Annotated in this window: 14 protein-coding genes and 1 pseudogene; 4 read left to right on the forward strand and 11 right to left on the reverse strand. The window is 63.0% G+C overall.

The window, feature by feature from the left end; translation table 11 throughout:
* Positions 1-223 precede the first annotated feature (223 nt).
* The 10 genes and pseudogenes from ABIB14_RS18060 to ABIB14_RS18105 all read right to left on the reverse strand — a co-directional run.
* Positions 224-646, reverse strand: coding sequence for a carboxymuconolactone decarboxylase family protein (locus ABIB14_RS18060; protein ID WP_354237285.1), 423 nt, complete (start codon positions 644-646; stop codon positions 224-226).
* A gap of 12 nt (positions 647-658) precedes the next feature.
* Complete coding sequence (locus ABIB14_RS18065; protein ID WP_354237286.1) at positions 659-1,609, reverse strand: NAD(P)-dependent oxidoreductase; 951 nt, start codon at positions 1,607-1,609, stop codon at positions 659-661.
* Between the two features lie 242 nt (positions 1,610-1,851).
* Positions 1,852-2,919: an LLM class flavin-dependent oxidoreductase gene (locus ABIB14_RS18070; protein WP_354237287.1), complete on the reverse strand. Its 1,068-nt coding sequence runs from the start codon at positions 2,917-2,919 to the stop codon at positions 1,852-1,854.
* Positions 2,919-3,176 carry a tautomerase family protein gene (locus tag ABIB14_RS18075; protein WP_354237288.1) on the reverse strand — a complete coding sequence of 86 codons (258 nt, stop codon included), beginning with the start codon at positions 3,174-3,176 and terminating at the stop codon, positions 2,919-2,921. The genes ABIB14_RS18070 and ABIB14_RS18075 overlap by 1 nt, the downstream gene beginning before the upstream one ends.
* A 2-nt stretch (positions 3,177-3,178) precedes the next feature.
* Positions 3,179-4,666 (reverse strand): aldehyde dehydrogenase, encoded by a 1,488-nt coding sequence (locus ABIB14_RS18080; RefSeq protein WP_354237289.1) that lies wholly within the window; start codon positions 4,664-4,666, stop codon positions 3,179-3,181.
* Positions 4,656-5,405: an alpha/beta fold hydrolase gene (locus tag ABIB14_RS18085; protein ID WP_354237290.1), complete on the reverse strand. Its 750-nt coding sequence runs from the start codon at positions 5,403-5,405 to the stop codon at positions 4,656-4,658. The genes ABIB14_RS18080 and ABIB14_RS18085 overlap by 11 nt, the downstream gene beginning before the upstream one ends.
* Positions 5,406-5,960, reverse strand: coding sequence for an amino acid synthesis family protein (locus tag ABIB14_RS18090; protein ID WP_354237291.1), 555 nt, complete (start codon positions 5,958-5,960; stop codon positions 5,406-5,408).
* The gene (locus ABIB14_RS18095; RefSeq protein ID WP_354237292.1) at positions 5,957-6,568 is read right to left on the reverse strand and encodes an amino acid synthesis family protein; all 612 of its coding nucleotides are present in this window, start codon (positions 6,566-6,568) and stop codon (positions 5,957-5,959) included. The genes ABIB14_RS18090 and ABIB14_RS18095 overlap by 4 nt, the downstream gene beginning before the upstream one ends.
* Positions 6,569-6,683: 115 nt before the next feature.
* Positions 6,684-7,178 carry a GntR family transcriptional regulator gene (locus ABIB14_RS18100; protein ID WP_354237298.1) on the reverse strand — a complete coding sequence of 165 codons (495 nt, stop codon included), beginning with the start codon at positions 7,176-7,178 and terminating at the stop codon, positions 6,684-6,686.
* A 24-nt stretch (positions 7,179-7,202) separates the two neighbouring features.
* Positions 7,203-7,388 (reverse strand): annotated as a pseudogene (locus ABIB14_RS18105) (GntR family transcriptional regulator); the annotation flags it as partial.
* Positions 7,389-7,506: 118 nt separating this feature from the next.
* Here ABIB14_RS18105 and ABIB14_RS18110 point away from each other — a divergent pair.
* The 4 genes from ABIB14_RS18110 to ABIB14_RS18125 all read left to right on the forward strand — a co-directional run bounded on the left by ABIB14_RS18110 (position 7,507) and on the right by ABIB14_RS18125 (position 12,414).
* On the forward strand, positions 7,507-8,445 hold the full coding sequence (locus ABIB14_RS18110; protein ID WP_354237293.1) for a flavin reductase: 939 nt from the start codon (positions 7,507-7,509) through the stop codon (positions 8,443-8,445).
* Positions 8,446-8,549: 104 nt separating this feature from the next.
* Positions 8,550-9,980, forward strand: coding sequence for a purine-cytosine permease family protein (locus tag ABIB14_RS18115; RefSeq protein ID WP_354237294.1), 1,431 nt, complete (start codon positions 8,550-8,552; stop codon positions 9,978-9,980).
* Between the two features lie 170 nt (positions 9,981-10,150).
* The gene (locus ABIB14_RS18120; protein ID WP_354237295.1) at positions 10,151-10,633 is read left to right on the forward strand and encodes an NUDIX domain-containing protein; all 483 of its coding nucleotides are present in this window, start codon (positions 10,151-10,153) and stop codon (positions 10,631-10,633) included.
* A 287-nt stretch (positions 10,634-10,920) separates the two neighbouring features.
* Entirely contained in the window at positions 10,921-12,414 is a 1,494-nt protein-coding gene (locus ABIB14_RS18125) for an NAD-dependent succinate-semialdehyde dehydrogenase (RefSeq protein WP_354237296.1), read from the forward strand.
* Between the two features lie 209 nt (positions 12,415-12,623).
* On the opposite strand, the gene ABIB14_RS18130 is transcribed toward ABIB14_RS18125, so the two are convergent.
* A complete protein-coding gene (locus ABIB14_RS18130) occupies positions 12,624-13,547 on the reverse strand; it encodes an IS982 family transposase (protein ID WP_354237297.1) in 924 nt (307 codons plus the stop codon).
* Between the last annotated feature and the right edge of the window lie 189 nt (positions 13,548-13,736).

Here is a 13,736-nt window from a genome sequence, read left to right on the forward strand (position 1 = left end):
GACTTCTATTTTCAAAACCACCGGAGGCTCCATGTCGCCTCCGGATATCCACCCACGCACCTACCACGGGCAGGTCACCTCATTTTCGGACTAGGCGCTAGATTCCGGACTGCAGAAGATAAGGGCAACCGCGCTGCCGGCCGGTGCGTGGAACGAGGTGTACTGGGTGTCCCTTCCGGTGGGTGGCCGGGACACCGGATTTTGATTGGGGCGCGAAAGGGACTCAGGAGGCTCCGTTGCCGCCTTCGTGGACCGCGACGGTCGGTTCGATGCCATCGGCACCTACTACTTCCCGCCATGCCTCGAAACCCGCTTGGAAGGCGACGATGCCGGCTTCAGGCAGTGAGATTTCGATGGCTTCGAGGATTTCAGTCGGGGTCAGGCCAAGGTCCAGGGCGACCCGGATATGGCTCTGGATGTGGCCCTTGGCGGCCCGCATGACGGTAAGGCTGACGATGAAGATGAGTTCCTTCGTCTTGCGGTCCAAGGTGCGCTGGTCCAGGTATGCAGCCGAAACGACGTGGTTTGCGGCCTGCAGCACGGGGAAGTCATGCAAGGCCATGACCTTGTGGTAGTCAAGGACGTAGCCCCGTTTGCGGGCCATGTCATCGATGTAGTCTTGGGCCTTTAGGATTTCAGTGGTCATGAGGGGTGCCTTTCAGGGCTGTGCTACGGGTTTAGTGGGTTGGTGTGCGGCTCGGGGTCCGCGAAGGAGTAGCCCGTTGACGCGTTCGTAGTGCTTGACGAGTTCGGTGTGGTCTGGGCTGGCGGCTTCAAGATGTTCCCCGGCCGTCTGTGCGGCGGACTCCGCGGCCAGTACGACCGGGGCTTCCAGCGAGTTATCCGTGAAGATTTTCCGGGCGATCCGCAGGTCCTTGAGCATGAGGTCCATGGCAAATCCTGAGTCGAATTTCCCGGTGAGGATATGGCGGGGGTCCTTGACTTCAGTAGCCTGGCTCCGCCCCGTTGAACCGTTGATGACTTCGACCATGGTTTCCGGCTGTATGCCCGCAGATGCTGCGGCGCACAGGCTCTCCGCAGCTGCGGCCAGGGTGGTTGCCGAAAGCAGATTATTCAGCGCCTTGGCGGCGTGACCGGTCCCAGCCTTCCCCACATGCACAATATTTGTGCCCATGGACTGCAAATGCGGCAGCGCTGCGCTAAAGGCCTCGGGCGTGCCACCCACCGTGATGGCCAGATCGCCGGTAATGGCACCCGTCACTCCACCGGAGACGGGGGCATCGACATAGGCGATTCCCGCCTCGGCAGCTTCCTCGGCGAGAGCGGCTGTGCTGCCCGGTTCGGAGGAGCTCATGTCAATGATCATCGATCCCGGTTGCAGCCTGGCAAAGAGCCCGGACTGTCCACGCAGAACGGTCTCCACAGTGCGGCTATTGGGCAGCATTAGAAGCACTGTCGAAACGTGGTTGGGAATCGAATCGAGTCCCGCGAGTGCTGTGGCTCCCGTGTTTTCGGAGGCTGTGGCGCGGGCTGCGGGATCCATGTCGAACACAAAGAGTTCCCGGCCTGGGGCATAACGCGCGGCCATCGGCCGGCCCATGTTGCCCAGGCCAACGAACAATGAGGCTCCGGTTTGAATTGCGTGCATGTTGGGTCCTAGCCGAGGTCGCGATCGAAAAGGTGTTGCGGGTTTTAAGTGAACGGGAAGCGCAGTGGGAAGTCGCAGTCCTGTTCGGTCGGCTCTGCCATCGCGATTGCGTTTTTCCTGGCGCTAGGCCCCACAGCTCATACCCTGCTTGCACTGCAGGCTGGAGTCGGTCGGTCGAGTCGTCAAGGACCGACGTCCGGCCTGCAGTGCACGGGAGGGCTGCTCTGTCTCAGCGACTGGGATCAGCGTGCCGCCGAGACTGGCTGCGTCTGGAAGGCCGGCATGACGTGCTCGATGAAGAGCTCGAGCGAGCGCTTCTTCTCCTCATGGGTCAGGCTGTTGTCGGACCAGAGGCTGAATTCGTCTACGCCAATTTCTTCGTAGTGGCGGATCCGCTCGATTACTTCCTCGGGCGTACCGATCATCGCCGTCATGTGGAGGGATTCGGGGGTGAACTCCGGGCGGTCGGCGAACTTCTCGGCAGGGCTGGGCTCGAGGAAGCCGTTCTTCGGCGTGGTCTTGTTACCGAACCACGCATCGAACGTCCTGTAGAACTTCTGGATGCCTTCGGCCGGGCGCCGCCATCCCTCGGGTTCGTCAACCGGGTGGATGTAGGTGTGGCGGAGCACCATGAGTTCCGGGCGGGGGACGCCGGGGTTGTTCTCCCCGGCAGTGTCGAATTTGCGCGCCAGGTCTTCGACCTCCTCGTCGCCCTTCATGAGCGGCGTCACCATCACGTTGCAGCCGTTAGCGACGGCGAATTCGTGCGAGGAGATGTCGCGGGCGGCGATCCACATGGGCGGCGTTGGCTTTTGCAGGGGTTTGGGGACGCTGGTCGATGTCGGGAACTGCCAGACCTCGCCGTCGTGTGCATAGTCCCCCTCCCAGAGTGCGCGCACGGCCGGCACGAGTTCGCGCAGGTGCTTGCCGCCATCCACGGCGGGCATGCCGCCCATAAGGCGGTCAAACTCGAACTGGTAGGCACCACGCGCCAGTCCCACTTCCGCCCGACCGTTGCTGATGACGTCCAGGAGCGCCGTCTCGCCGGCTACGCGGAGCGGGTTCCAGAAGGGCGCGATGATCGTTCCGGCACCGAGCCGGATGCGCGACGTACGCGCTGCCAGATATGCGAGTTGGGGCATGGGGCTGGGGGAGATGGTGTACTCCATGGAGTGGTGCTCACCAATCCAGATGGTGCTGAAGCCTCCGGCCTCCGCGATGAGGGCGAGTTCCGTCAGGTTCTCGAAGCATTCACGGTGTGAGACGGTATCGTCCCAGCGCTCCATGTGGGCGAAGAGGGAAAAGCGCATTAGTGACTCCTTTGTTCTGCGGCGAGGTTGGCGGCCGCCTCGTGGGCGGTTGCCGTTTCCTGGGCCGCTGCATTGCGTTCGGCGATGGTCTGGTTGCCGCGTGACCAGTGTTCGTGCTCAATCTCGCGGACAATGACGGTGGTGTTTTCGGGTACCGCGCCTACAGCCTTCTCGGCGGCACGGTGGAGCTCTCCGATGAGCGAGCGGAGCTGCTCGGGGGTCCGGCCCCGGGCGATGGAAACTTCGATAAGCGGCATGTTCAACTCCTCATGATGAAGGGGTCGGCGATAGGGGATTCGTCCGTGTTGATCCAGATGCTCTTGAGCCTGGTGTATTCACGGATGCTTTCCATGCCGTGTTCAACGCCGACGCCGCTGGTCTTGAAACCTTCGCGGGGGGATCCCGGCGACATTGCACGGTAGGTGTTGACCCACACGGTTCCTGCTTCCAGGCGGCTGGCCATCCTGTGGGCCCTGGCGAGGTTGGTGGTCCAGACGCCGGCGGCGAGGCCGTATTCGGTGTCGTTGGCTAGCCGCAGCACCTCTTCTTCAGTTTCGAAGGCCATGATGGCTGCGACCGGACCGAAGATTTCTTCTCTGACGACCCGCATGGAGTTGTCGACGTCGGTGAGGACCGTGGGTTCGAAGAAGTAGCCGCCGAGGGGGATGTCGGGCCGGCCCCCACCGGTCAGGACGGTCGCGCCTTCGGAGACCCCCAGGTCAACGTAGCTGGCCACTTTGTCGCGCTGGTCCTGGAACGCGAGCGGTCCCAATTCCGTGGCGTCAAGCAGCGGATCACCGATCACGATGCTGCGGGCACGGGTGGCGACGCGCTCCAGCAGTTCGTCGTAGACGGATTTATGGGCGAAGACACGGCTTCCAGCGATGCAGGTCTGGCCGGCCGCGGCGAAAATGCCGGCAACTACGCCCATCGACGCGTTCGCGATGTCGGCGTCCGCGAAGACGATGTTCGGCGACTTTCCGCCCAGTTCCAGTGTCGACCCTATGAAGCGGGATGCCGTTGAAGAGGCGATCCGGGCTCCCGTGGCGGTGCTGCCCGTAAACGAGATCTTCGCCAAACGGATGTCGTCCACCAGAGCTGCTCCGGCTTCTGCGCCGAATCCGGTGACGACGTTGATCACCCCTGGCGGGAACCCTGCCTCATCGGCCAGGGCGGCTAGGCGGAGGACGGTGGCCGAGGTGTACTCGGATGGTTTGATGACGATGGTGTTACCAGCTGCGAGGGCGGGTGCGAGCTTGCTGGTGGTCAGCGTCAGCGGGGAGTTCCATGGGGTGATGGCACCAACTACGCCCAGTGGCTCCCGAAGCGTGTAGTTGAGGATGTCCCGGGTGGAACCGGGGATGGTGTCGCCCTGGATTTTGTCGGCCAGCCCGGCGTAATAGTAGTAGTACTCCGGCATGGCCGCCAGCTGTGCCCGCATCTCACGCAGGAGCTTGCCGTTGTCCTGGCTTTCCATGTGGGCGAGCTCGTCTGCGTGCTCGCCCACCAGGTCGCCGAGCCGGCGGAGCAGGTGCCCCCGTTTGGTTTGGCTGAGGTTTCTCCAGCCGGGACTTTCGAATGCTGCGGCCGCGGCTGAGACTGCCCGGGATACGTCTGCTTCGTTTCCGCGCGCGGCCTGATAGAGCACGTCGAGCGTGGCCGGGTTGGTGCTGTCAAAGTATGCCCCGCTGGACGGCGGGACCCACTCCCCGTTGATGAAGTGGTCGTAGCGGCGTTCAACGGACATGTGAATGCTCCTTGATGAAGGCGGTGAGGGTGTGGGCAAGCTCTTGCGGACGTTCGACTGGCATCATGTGGCGGGTTCCGCTGACGACGGAGTAGGTGCAGCCCGGGATGGCTGCGGCAAGCCGGGCGCTCATCTCAGGCGTCGAGCCCGGATCAAACTCACCGGTCACGGCATGGGACGGAACGGTGATCAAGGCGAGTTCGGGGCCGATTTCGGCGTCTGCGGTTGCGAATACGCGGTAGCAGGCCAGGAAGGACTGCGGGTCGTTGCCCAGGAGGACTTCCCGCGTTGACTCGATCCGGTCCGCCGGGACCGGCGTTCCTTCCGGATACCACCGGCGGATTGATGCTTCCACTGTTGCCGGGAAGTCCGATCCCGCCGCTGCCAAGCGCGTCATGACGGCCGCGTGCTCCTCTGAAGTGCGTGCGCATACTGAGCCGACGGACACCAGGCTTGCAACCAGATCAGGTCTGAACCTGGCCAGGTGCTGAGCCACCAGGGCCCCAAGGGAAAAACCCACCAGATGGGTGCCTGGTTCAAGCTGATCGGCGACGTCGGCCGCGAGCTGCGCAAGCGTCACACCTTCGGGGGCATTCGGGCGGTGCCCGTGGCCTAAAAGTTCAATGATTTGGACGTCGTAGTCCGGTTCGAGGAATTCGCGAAGGGGTCCCCACATCGATCCGTCCAATCCGACCCCGTGGATCAGTGTTATGCGGGCGCGGCTCACGGCGGCTGTCACCTATTTCGTTTCGGTGCTGAACGCTGCCAGGCGCTGCTGGGGCCGTCCCTGGGACGCGGCTGCGAGGGCGATCACGATTTCATCTGCGTGGGGTGCATCGTTGATCCTTACCTCGATGCTCTGGTGGTGGGATCGGATGGTCGCATCGGTGATGTGCTTCAGGGGAATATCAAATACGACCCCGGCCGGGCCGCGCTTTTCCACCGCCGGCAGGAGGGTGGTGGCCTGGGCGGCGTCACGGAAGTGGTTTCCAAAGGCCAGTGTGTGGATCAATCCGGAACCGTGCTCGATTTCGCCGTTAAGGCCAACGATTGCGGCCTTGCCGTATGCTTCGGCTCGCCCCCCGAGGGCCTCTAGCACCCGGGGGGCGAGCAGGGCGCCGATGTCGGATGCGTTGTCGTCGATCCCGGCGGAAAGGTCTTCTACGAAGCCTTGTCCGGCCCAGGGGTTCTTCACGATGGCGGCGACAACGGCGACCCGTGTGGCAGGGCTGACCTCCCTCCCTCCTTCTATGAGGACGTCTTCGGTCAGTGTGACGATTTTGCGGATGCTCATGAAACCAGTTCTCCTAGTGTGTCTGCTTTGACGATGGGGTCGGTGAGACGGTCCCCGATACGCGAGTGGGGCCGGGGGCCCGTTGAAGCGCCAAGGACGACGACGATCTCCCCGGGCCGTGGTGCGTCACCGATTCGGGTGGTGATGGTCTGGTAGTGCGTTCGTGTTGCGGCCGCGTTCTTGTGCCAGAGGGGTACGACCAGCGAGGCCCCGGCGTCGGCCCGGTCATCGGCGAAGCAAATGATCGATTCCCCTTCGAAATACTCGCGCACGAGGTTGCCGAAGAACGGGGTGTGGATGAGTGCGGCGCCGTGTTCGATTTCGCCGTCGGTGCCCACAATTGCCGCCTTGCCGAAGGCTTGGATTGCCTCCACACCCCCGAGGTTGGCAATGAGTACGTCAGTGAGTTTTTGCGCAAGAATCGGGGCGAGCTGGATTACTTCATCGCCCAGGTCATCGGTGGCCGTTCCGCCCACCCACGGGTTGGCAACCACAGCCGCCGCAGTGGCACGGACCGCCGGGACGGCGGGGGAAAGGCCGTTTTCGAGCAGGATCTCCTCGCTGTAGTACACGATCTTGCGGACGCCGAGCCTTTGGTCGTTCATCATTTGGTCCCGGTGAGTTCGGGCAGGTTGGTCCGAAGAATCATGTGCCGGATTCCTACTTCCCGCTGCAGCTCTTCGATCATGGAGAAGCGCATGGCTTCCTTTCGCGTTGGTTGGTTCAAAGCCGGCGGTCCGGCGCCGGGTCGGTCATCAGGGCCTCTCTCGATGAGGCATGAACGTGGTTCCTCATGGCGGATTCGGCGCCGAAGGGGTCTTTATGCTCGATCATTTCGAGGACTGCGCGGTGTTCACGGGTGGAGGCTTCGATCCTGCCGGGATGTTCAACGGTGCGCAGAACCAGCCGCTGGTAGGCGAGCTGGTTCATGAGCCGCTCATAATGCTCTACGAGTTTGTGATTGTCCGAGCCCCGAATGATCGTCCAGTGAAACTCGTGCACGAGCCGGGCATAGGCGTCGGTGTCGTTGGTGAGGGTAACCATTTCGGACTCCTCAAGGTTGCGCCGCAGCACAGACAGTTCCTGGACGTCGCCGCGGCCGGCAAGCAGGGATGCCGCCAGCCCTTCCAGTGACTCCTTGAGTTGGAAGAGCTCGATGATCTCCCTGCGGGTCGGCTCCCGGACGAAGGTGCCAACCTTCGGGCGGATCTCAACCAAGCCCTCGTGCTGAAGCTGTTTGAGGGCTTCCCGGACCGGGGTTCGGCTCACTTCGAACTCCTGCGCGAGGAAAGCCTCAGGGACAACCGCGCCCGGGGGGAAGTTGCCTCCCAGAACGAGTCGCCGGATCCGATCCAAAAGCCCGTCGCGTTCAACGACTTCACCTAATACTTCTACGTGATCTTGCATACATGACAGCTTACGTTGCATGCATCAGTAGCGTCAAACATATTCCTGCCCTACCAAAAATCCCTTCAGAATGGCGGAATAACTGGACATTTACTGGATGTCTTGACCTTTAGGTGTGATCCGGCTTACCGTAATTGGTATGCAACAGACCTTGGAACCGCTTCTTACATCAGCTTGGCTCGCGGCTTGGGACAAGGGAGACCTCGGTGCCCTTGACAGCCTCATGGCGGCCGGCTACACGCGCACCAGCAAGGCGACCGGTGCAACAGTCGACCTTGCTGGCCTCAAATCGGAGATCACCGCGGTCCGGGAGGCTTTCCCGGACTTGCGGACAACGGTCGATGACGTCGTCGAAGGGGACGGCACCGTGGCCGTCTTCTGGACATCCACAGGCACACACACCTATGAATACCTGGGGGTTCCGGCGACGGGGCTCATCGTTCAGACGCGGGGCTCGAACATCCTGGTCCTCGAGGACGGGAAGGTCACGAGAGAAACCGTGACATGGGACGGGAGCGAACTGCTGGCCGGCCTCGGGATCCGGCCCCTTCGCGGCATAGCGGCCCCGGCTGTCGCCGATGGCGATGACTTTCCGGAACTGGACCCTGACCTGATGAAGGCCTTCAACCGCCAGTTCATCACGGGCGTCACTGTCGTCACCACGAAGGAGGGTGAAACCCCCAAGGGATTGGCGGCAAATGCGTACTGCTCAGTGTCGCTCGAACCGCCGCTCGTCCTGGTCTGCGTGCAGAAGACGTCCAGTACCTATCCTGCGCTATTCTCCTCAAGCCATCTTGGCATCAACATCCTGGGAACTGAGCAGCTCGGTACGGTGAAGGTTTTCGCCTCGAAGACGCCGGACAAGTTCGCCGATCTCGACTGGCACGAAGGGCCCAAGGGAAGCCCCCTGTTGGAGGGCTCCGCAGCTTCCCTCGAGGCCGAAATCCAGGAACGATTCCAAGCCAAGACCCACACCGTCTTTATCTGCCGGGTCCGCCATGCGGAAATTAGTGACACGGCACCGATGGTCTACAAGGCCGGGCGGTTCTTCGACGGCGCTGACCTCTCCGAACTGTAAAGTTCTGGCGCGGCTGACCGCCCTTGCTCAGGAAACCAACCGCGCCGTCCCTTCCTGCTTTCCAGCAGCACACCGCAAGGTGCGCTTTCCACCTTAGGATAAAAATGAGTCCAGAGACCATGCGCGCTGTCGAAAGCAGCGTCGCCGAAGACCGCGGCTACCGCGACAGCCTCACCAAAATCGAGCCGTACGGCATCGAGCACATCCCCGACGTGGAACGCCACGGCAAGCCCCGCTCCCAGTTCTTCCTCTGGTTCGCCGCAGGGATGAACTTCCCCATAGTCGTCCTGGGCTTCAGCGCCACCTACTTTGGCCTCCCTTTCTGGGCCGCAGTCCTGGCGATCATCCTCGCCGGTGTGACCTCGTCTGCAGGCATGGGATACCTGTCGGCAATGGGTGTCCGCCTGGGCGTACCGCAACAGATGCAGGGCCGAGGACCCCTCGGATTCATCGGGAACCTGTTCCCGGTGGCATACGTGAATGTCTTCGCCGGAATCGGCTGGGCCGCTGTGACCGTCATCCTCGGCGGCCAGGCCATCGCACTGCTGACAGACATCCCATTCTGGCTCTCCTCCCTGGTTCTCATGGGCATCCAGCTCGGAGTGGCCGTCATCGGATACAACCTGATTCACTTCCTCCAGCGCATCCTTTCGTTCGTCCTTGTGGTCGGCTTCGTCTTCATCACGATCGTGGCGGCAGCCAACGGCCGGGTAGTCAACACTTTCAACGAATCCGCCCCGGGCTTTGACGGCATCGGCGGCTGGATCACCTTCTTTGGTTGGTTCTTCTCCTTCATCGTCGCGTGGATGCCGTTCGCGTCGGACTACTCCCGCTACCTGCCCAACACCCCCGGTAACAGGCGCGGTGCCAGCTGGGCGACAATGCTCGGAAACTTCGTCACCCTGGTCTGGATGGGAATCCTCGGAACCGTCCTGGGAACGACTACCACCGCGTCCGACAGCATCGGCGCCCTCAAAGAGGTCATGGGGCCTTGGGCGGCCGTCGGCCTCGGCGTCGTTGCCCTTTCCTCCTTCACGCAAAACTTCCTGAACGTCTACGGCGGGGCTATCTCCATCCAGACCATGGGTGTGCCGGTCAAGCGCCACACCGCAGTCGTCTTCATCTGCGTCGCTTCGTACCTGGTGGCACTGTGGGGACAGACCGGGTTCAACACGGGCTTCACCGCGTTCCTCAACCTGACCGCGTACTGCATCGCCCCGTACGTTGCGGTCCTCGTGTGCGACTACCTGTTCGGAGGCCGCCGCACCGAGCGCGGCCTGCGCGAACTCTTTGACAAGAGCCGTAAGTTCGAATGGGGCTTTGTGGCTTGGGCCGCCGGCGTTGCGCTCTCTTCCCCGTTCTGGATGTCCTCGATCTACACCGGCCCCATCGCCGCCGCCTTCCCGCAGATCGGCGACCTCTCCTACTACGTCGGAGCAGCCGTCGCGACCGGCGTCTACCTCGCCACCCACCGACGGCAGCGCCTCTCCGGACTGGAAATGCTGGACCGCCGCCCAGAAGGCCAGACGCTCTAACACGCGGAGGCCGCTTCAGCGGCACGGGCTTTACCTGGCCGCAGCGCCGGTCCGGGACCCAGGGCCGGTCGCGGCAACGGCTGGGGCCGGCCCACCCCGGGCCGTCCCCAGCCGCCGTCCCCCCTGGGAATAAAGCCCATGGAATGAACCCCAAAAACCAGGAGCAGCAGATGAGTACAGTCACACTGCCGCGGAACCGCGGAGAAGGACACGACCTGACCGACTGCCCGCCCCGTACCGTGGTGGCCGTGGTCATCGAATGGCACGGACGGATCGGGCTCTTCAAGCGAAGCCAGTCCGTAGGACACGATCGAGGCCTCTGGCACTGCATCACCGGATACCTCGAGCCCGCCACCTCCCCCAGACAACAGGCACTTGCTGAACTCGAAGAGGAAGCAGGACTGAGCTTCGGGGACCTGGCCGGTTTCCAGCCCGGGGAACCGCTGCTGCTCCCCGACGAGGACGGCAACCCTTGGCTGATTCATACCTTCACTGCGGTCAGCAGCAGGCGCCGGCTGACCTTAAACGACGAGCACGACGGGTTCCGCTGGACCCTCCCCTCCAAGATCAGCCGATTCAGCAACCGCGTTCCCTGGCTGGACACGGTCCTCCAAGCGGCCAGGCCGGACGCAATGACCGAGGCAGGGCGGTGATAGTCATTGAAGGCATCGTCGAACGCGGAGACCATCAGGGCAGAATCCTCGGTTTTTTCTACCGCCAACATCCCGCTTGCAGATGAGGGGATCGAGGAGGGGGCCCGGGAAGCACTCGTCCGGATAGAGCCCCGGAAGTGGGCCGTCGCCGCAGGGTCGATCGGCCGCAGGCGGATGGTCTACGCCCACCAGGGCAACCGGCGCGCTTGTTCCGCACACGAGCCGGAATCTGTCCGCCGCAGATCCCAGGAAATCGAAAATGAGCTACGCAAAATAAGGAGCCCCACGTGGCTGAAGGAAAGACCGTGACGACTGAATGCGAGACCAGACTGCTGGAGTCAGTGCCCACCGGGCTGCTGATCAATGGCGAGTGGCGCGGAGCTTCCGCTGGAGGCACATTCGACGTCGAGGACCCGTCGACCGGCAAGGTCCTGGCAACACTGGCCAGTGCATCAACCGAAGACGCCCTGTCCGCCCTGGACGCAGCCGATGGTGCTCAGGCATCATGGGCGCGGACCGCTCCACGCGAGCGGGCAGAAATCCTGCGCCGGGCCTTCGAGCTGGTGATTGAGCGGACGGAGGACTTTGCCCTGCTCATGACCCTCGAGATGGGGAAACCACTGGACGAGGCGCGGGGCGAGGTTGCCTATGCAGCCGAGTTTCTCCGTTGGTTCTCCGAAGAGGCGGTGCGAGATTACGGCCGCTACTTAACCACTCCCGAGGGGAAGAACAAGATCCTGGTGCAGCACAAGCCGGTCGGGCCATGTCTGCTGATCACGCCCTGGAATTTCCCCCTGGCGATGGCCACGCGGAAAGTGGCGCCCGCCGTGGCGGCAGGGTGCACCATGGTGCTCAAGCCCGCAAAGCTCACCCCGCTGACCTCACAGCTCTTCGCCCAAGTGATGGTCGAGGCCGGCCTGCCCGCAGGGGTACTGAACGTCGTCTCGTCGTCGTCAGCCTCATCCATCTCCGGACCCCTACTGAAAGATGCCCGGCTGCGGAAAATTTCCTTCACCGGTTCGACTCCAGTGGGCAAGCAGCTGATCGCGGAGGCGTCCCAGAACGTGCTGCGCACGTCGATGGAACTCGGAGGCAACGCACCCTTCATTGTTTTCGAGGACGCCGACCTGGACAAAGCGGTTCAGGGGGCAATGATGGCGAAGATGCGCAACATGGGGGAGGCATGCACCGCCGCCAACCGGTTCCTCGTGCACGAGTCCGTCGCGGAGGAGTTCACCGCCAAGTTCGCCGAGGCGATGAAGGCACTTCATCCCGGTCGCGGTACCGAGGCCGGCGTCACAGTGGGTCCCCTGATCGACGGCGGCGCACGTAAGGATGTGCACGCCCTGGTCGAGGCAGCCGTCACCGCCGGTGCAACGGTCGTGGCCGGCGGTGCCCCCATCGAAGGCCCCGGCTACTTCTATCGGCCGACCGTCCTGGCGGACGTCCCGAACGATGCAGAGATCCTCCGCACCGAGATCTTCGGGCCCGTGGCGCCGATCACGACATTCAGCACCGAGAAACAGGCCATCGCTATGGCAAATTCAACCGAGTACGGCCTTGCCGCCTACCTCTACACCCGCGACTACACGCGCATGTTCCGCGTGTCCGAACAGATCGAATTCGGCATGGTGGGCTTCAACGCCGGTGTCATCTCAAATGCAGCCGCACCTTTTGGAGGCGTCAAGCAATCCGGCCTGGGCCGCGAAGGAGGCTCCGAAGGCATCGCCGAGTACACGACCACCCAGTACATCGGCATCGCTGACCCCTACGCCGACTGACAGTATCGGCCAGGACATCAGTGGAATCAGGGTCCTGTACCGGGGAACTGTCCGGGTCCAGCGGACAGTTCCCTGATATAAATCCCCTGACATAAAGGCTGGGGCGCGGTGTCCTCACTTTGTGTCGCGGGTCTAAATGCCCGGAGCCGTGGAGACTGACTGTCCAACTGAATGCGAGCCGGAGGCGCTAGACGAGTAATTCCAAGGGGTCAGTGGTCGTAGGCGGTGAGGGAGCGCCGGATGGCCTGGCCTGTCTGGTCGTTGTGCCAGATCGCGGCGGTCAGGGCGAGGATGCGTTGGATGACGCGGGCGGTGACTCCTGCCGGGGTGCGGCCGCCGTGCTGTTCGAGGTTGAGCTGGCCTTTGAGGGTGTCGTTGATTGATTCGATGATTTGGCGCAGCGGTTTGAAGAATCGTGACCCTGCCCGGGGTTTCTCGCCCTTCCGGGCCGGGCGAAGAAGCTCCAGTCCCGCCTGTGCCACGGTTTCCTCGAACCCGGCGCCGTAGTAGTTTTTGTCCCCGATGAGGATCTGGCGGTTCCGGTCGGTCCGGACCCCGGCCATGGCCGGGGTTCCGGCGAGGATGTCCAGGAAGGTCTGGCGTTCGTCGGCTTTGGCCCCGGTCAGCGCGTACCCGACGGGCAGCCCGTGCAGCGTGCAGACCAGATGGAGGCGCAGCCCCCAGAAGTAGCGGCTGTGTGAGGCGCAGTAGCCATACTCGGCCCAGCCGGCCAGGTCCGAGCGGCGGACCGTTTCCCGCGACCGGGCGCATTCGACCGGGGTGGAATCGACCACCCACACATCATCGGAGGAGACAGCGGTGCCGTGGACGAGCATGCCGACCAGCCAGTTCATCGTGGGTCCGAGCCGGCGCAGCCGCTTGTTGTAGCCGGCTTGCCCCGGCAGATACGGAAACATCGGGCGCAGGGACTTCCGTGCGTGGCGCAGCCATCGTGCCTCGCTGGTAAAGCCGAGCAGCGCCTGCATCACGGCCAGCGTCATGAGTTCGGCATCGCTGATCCTGGGCGCGATACCGATCCGGGGACGCGGCGGGATCCGTTCCGGATACGCCTTTAACAGGTCGTCGGCCTGTGCATAGAATGCAGTAGCAAGGGTGTCCAGATCGGCGTCCACGCGGGCCTCCAAGTTCAGCGTTGGGTAGATAACGCCGATTCTGGACACCCTTGCCCACAATCAGACCGAACCACGCCGGACGGACCCCTTGGAATTACTCATCTAGCCAATGTGCCCCTTGCGGGGCGCCCGTTCCGGGCTGAAAATGTGCCTGTGGCCGCCTGCCGACGCCGTTCCCCCTATGGTTCT

The sequence above is a fragment of the Arthrobacter sp. UYEF3 genome (assembly GCF_040546245.1).
In the GTDB taxonomy this organism is placed as follows: Bacteria; Actinomycetota; Actinomycetes; order Actinomycetales; family Micrococcaceae; genus Arthrobacter.

Excerpts from the sequence above, each read along its gene's own strand:
- ABIB14_RS18060 (WP_354237285.1), bottom strand. The coding sequence starts at position 646 with ATGACCACTGAAATCCTAAAGGCCCAAGACTACATCGATGACATGGCC.
- ABIB14_RS18065 (WP_354237286.1), bottom strand. The coding sequence starts at position 1,609 with ATGCACGCAATTCAAACCGGAGCCTCATTGTTCGTTGGCCTGGGCAAC.
- ABIB14_RS18070 (WP_354237287.1), bottom strand. The coding sequence starts at position 2,919 with ATGCGCTTTTCCCTCTTCGCCCACATGGAGCGCTGGGACGATACCGTC.
- ABIB14_RS18075 (WP_354237288.1), bottom strand. The coding sequence starts at position 3,176 with ATGCCGCTTATCGAAGTTTCCATCGCCCGGGGCCGGACCCCCGAGCAG.
- ABIB14_RS18080 (WP_354237289.1), bottom strand. The coding sequence starts at position 4,666 with ATGTCCGTTGAACGCCGCTACGACCACTTCATCAACGGGGAGTGGGTC.
- ABIB14_RS18090 (WP_354237291.1), bottom strand. The coding sequence starts at position 5,960 with ATGAGCATCCGCAAAATCGTCACACTGACCGAAGACGTCCTCATAGAA.
- ABIB14_RS18095 (WP_354237292.1), bottom strand. The coding sequence starts at position 6,568 with ATGATGAACGACCAAAGGCTCGGCGTCCGCAAGATCGTGTACTACAGC.
- ABIB14_RS18110 (WP_354237293.1), top strand. The coding sequence starts at position 7,507 with ATGCAACAGACCTTGGAACCGCTTCTTACATCAGCTTGGCTCGCGGCT.
- ABIB14_RS18115 (WP_354237294.1), top strand. The coding sequence starts at position 8,550 with ATGAGTCCAGAGACCATGCGCGCTGTCGAAAGCAGCGTCGCCGAAGAC.
- ABIB14_RS18120 (WP_354237295.1), top strand. The coding sequence starts at position 10,151 with ATGAGTACAGTCACACTGCCGCGGAACCGCGGAGAAGGACACGACCTG.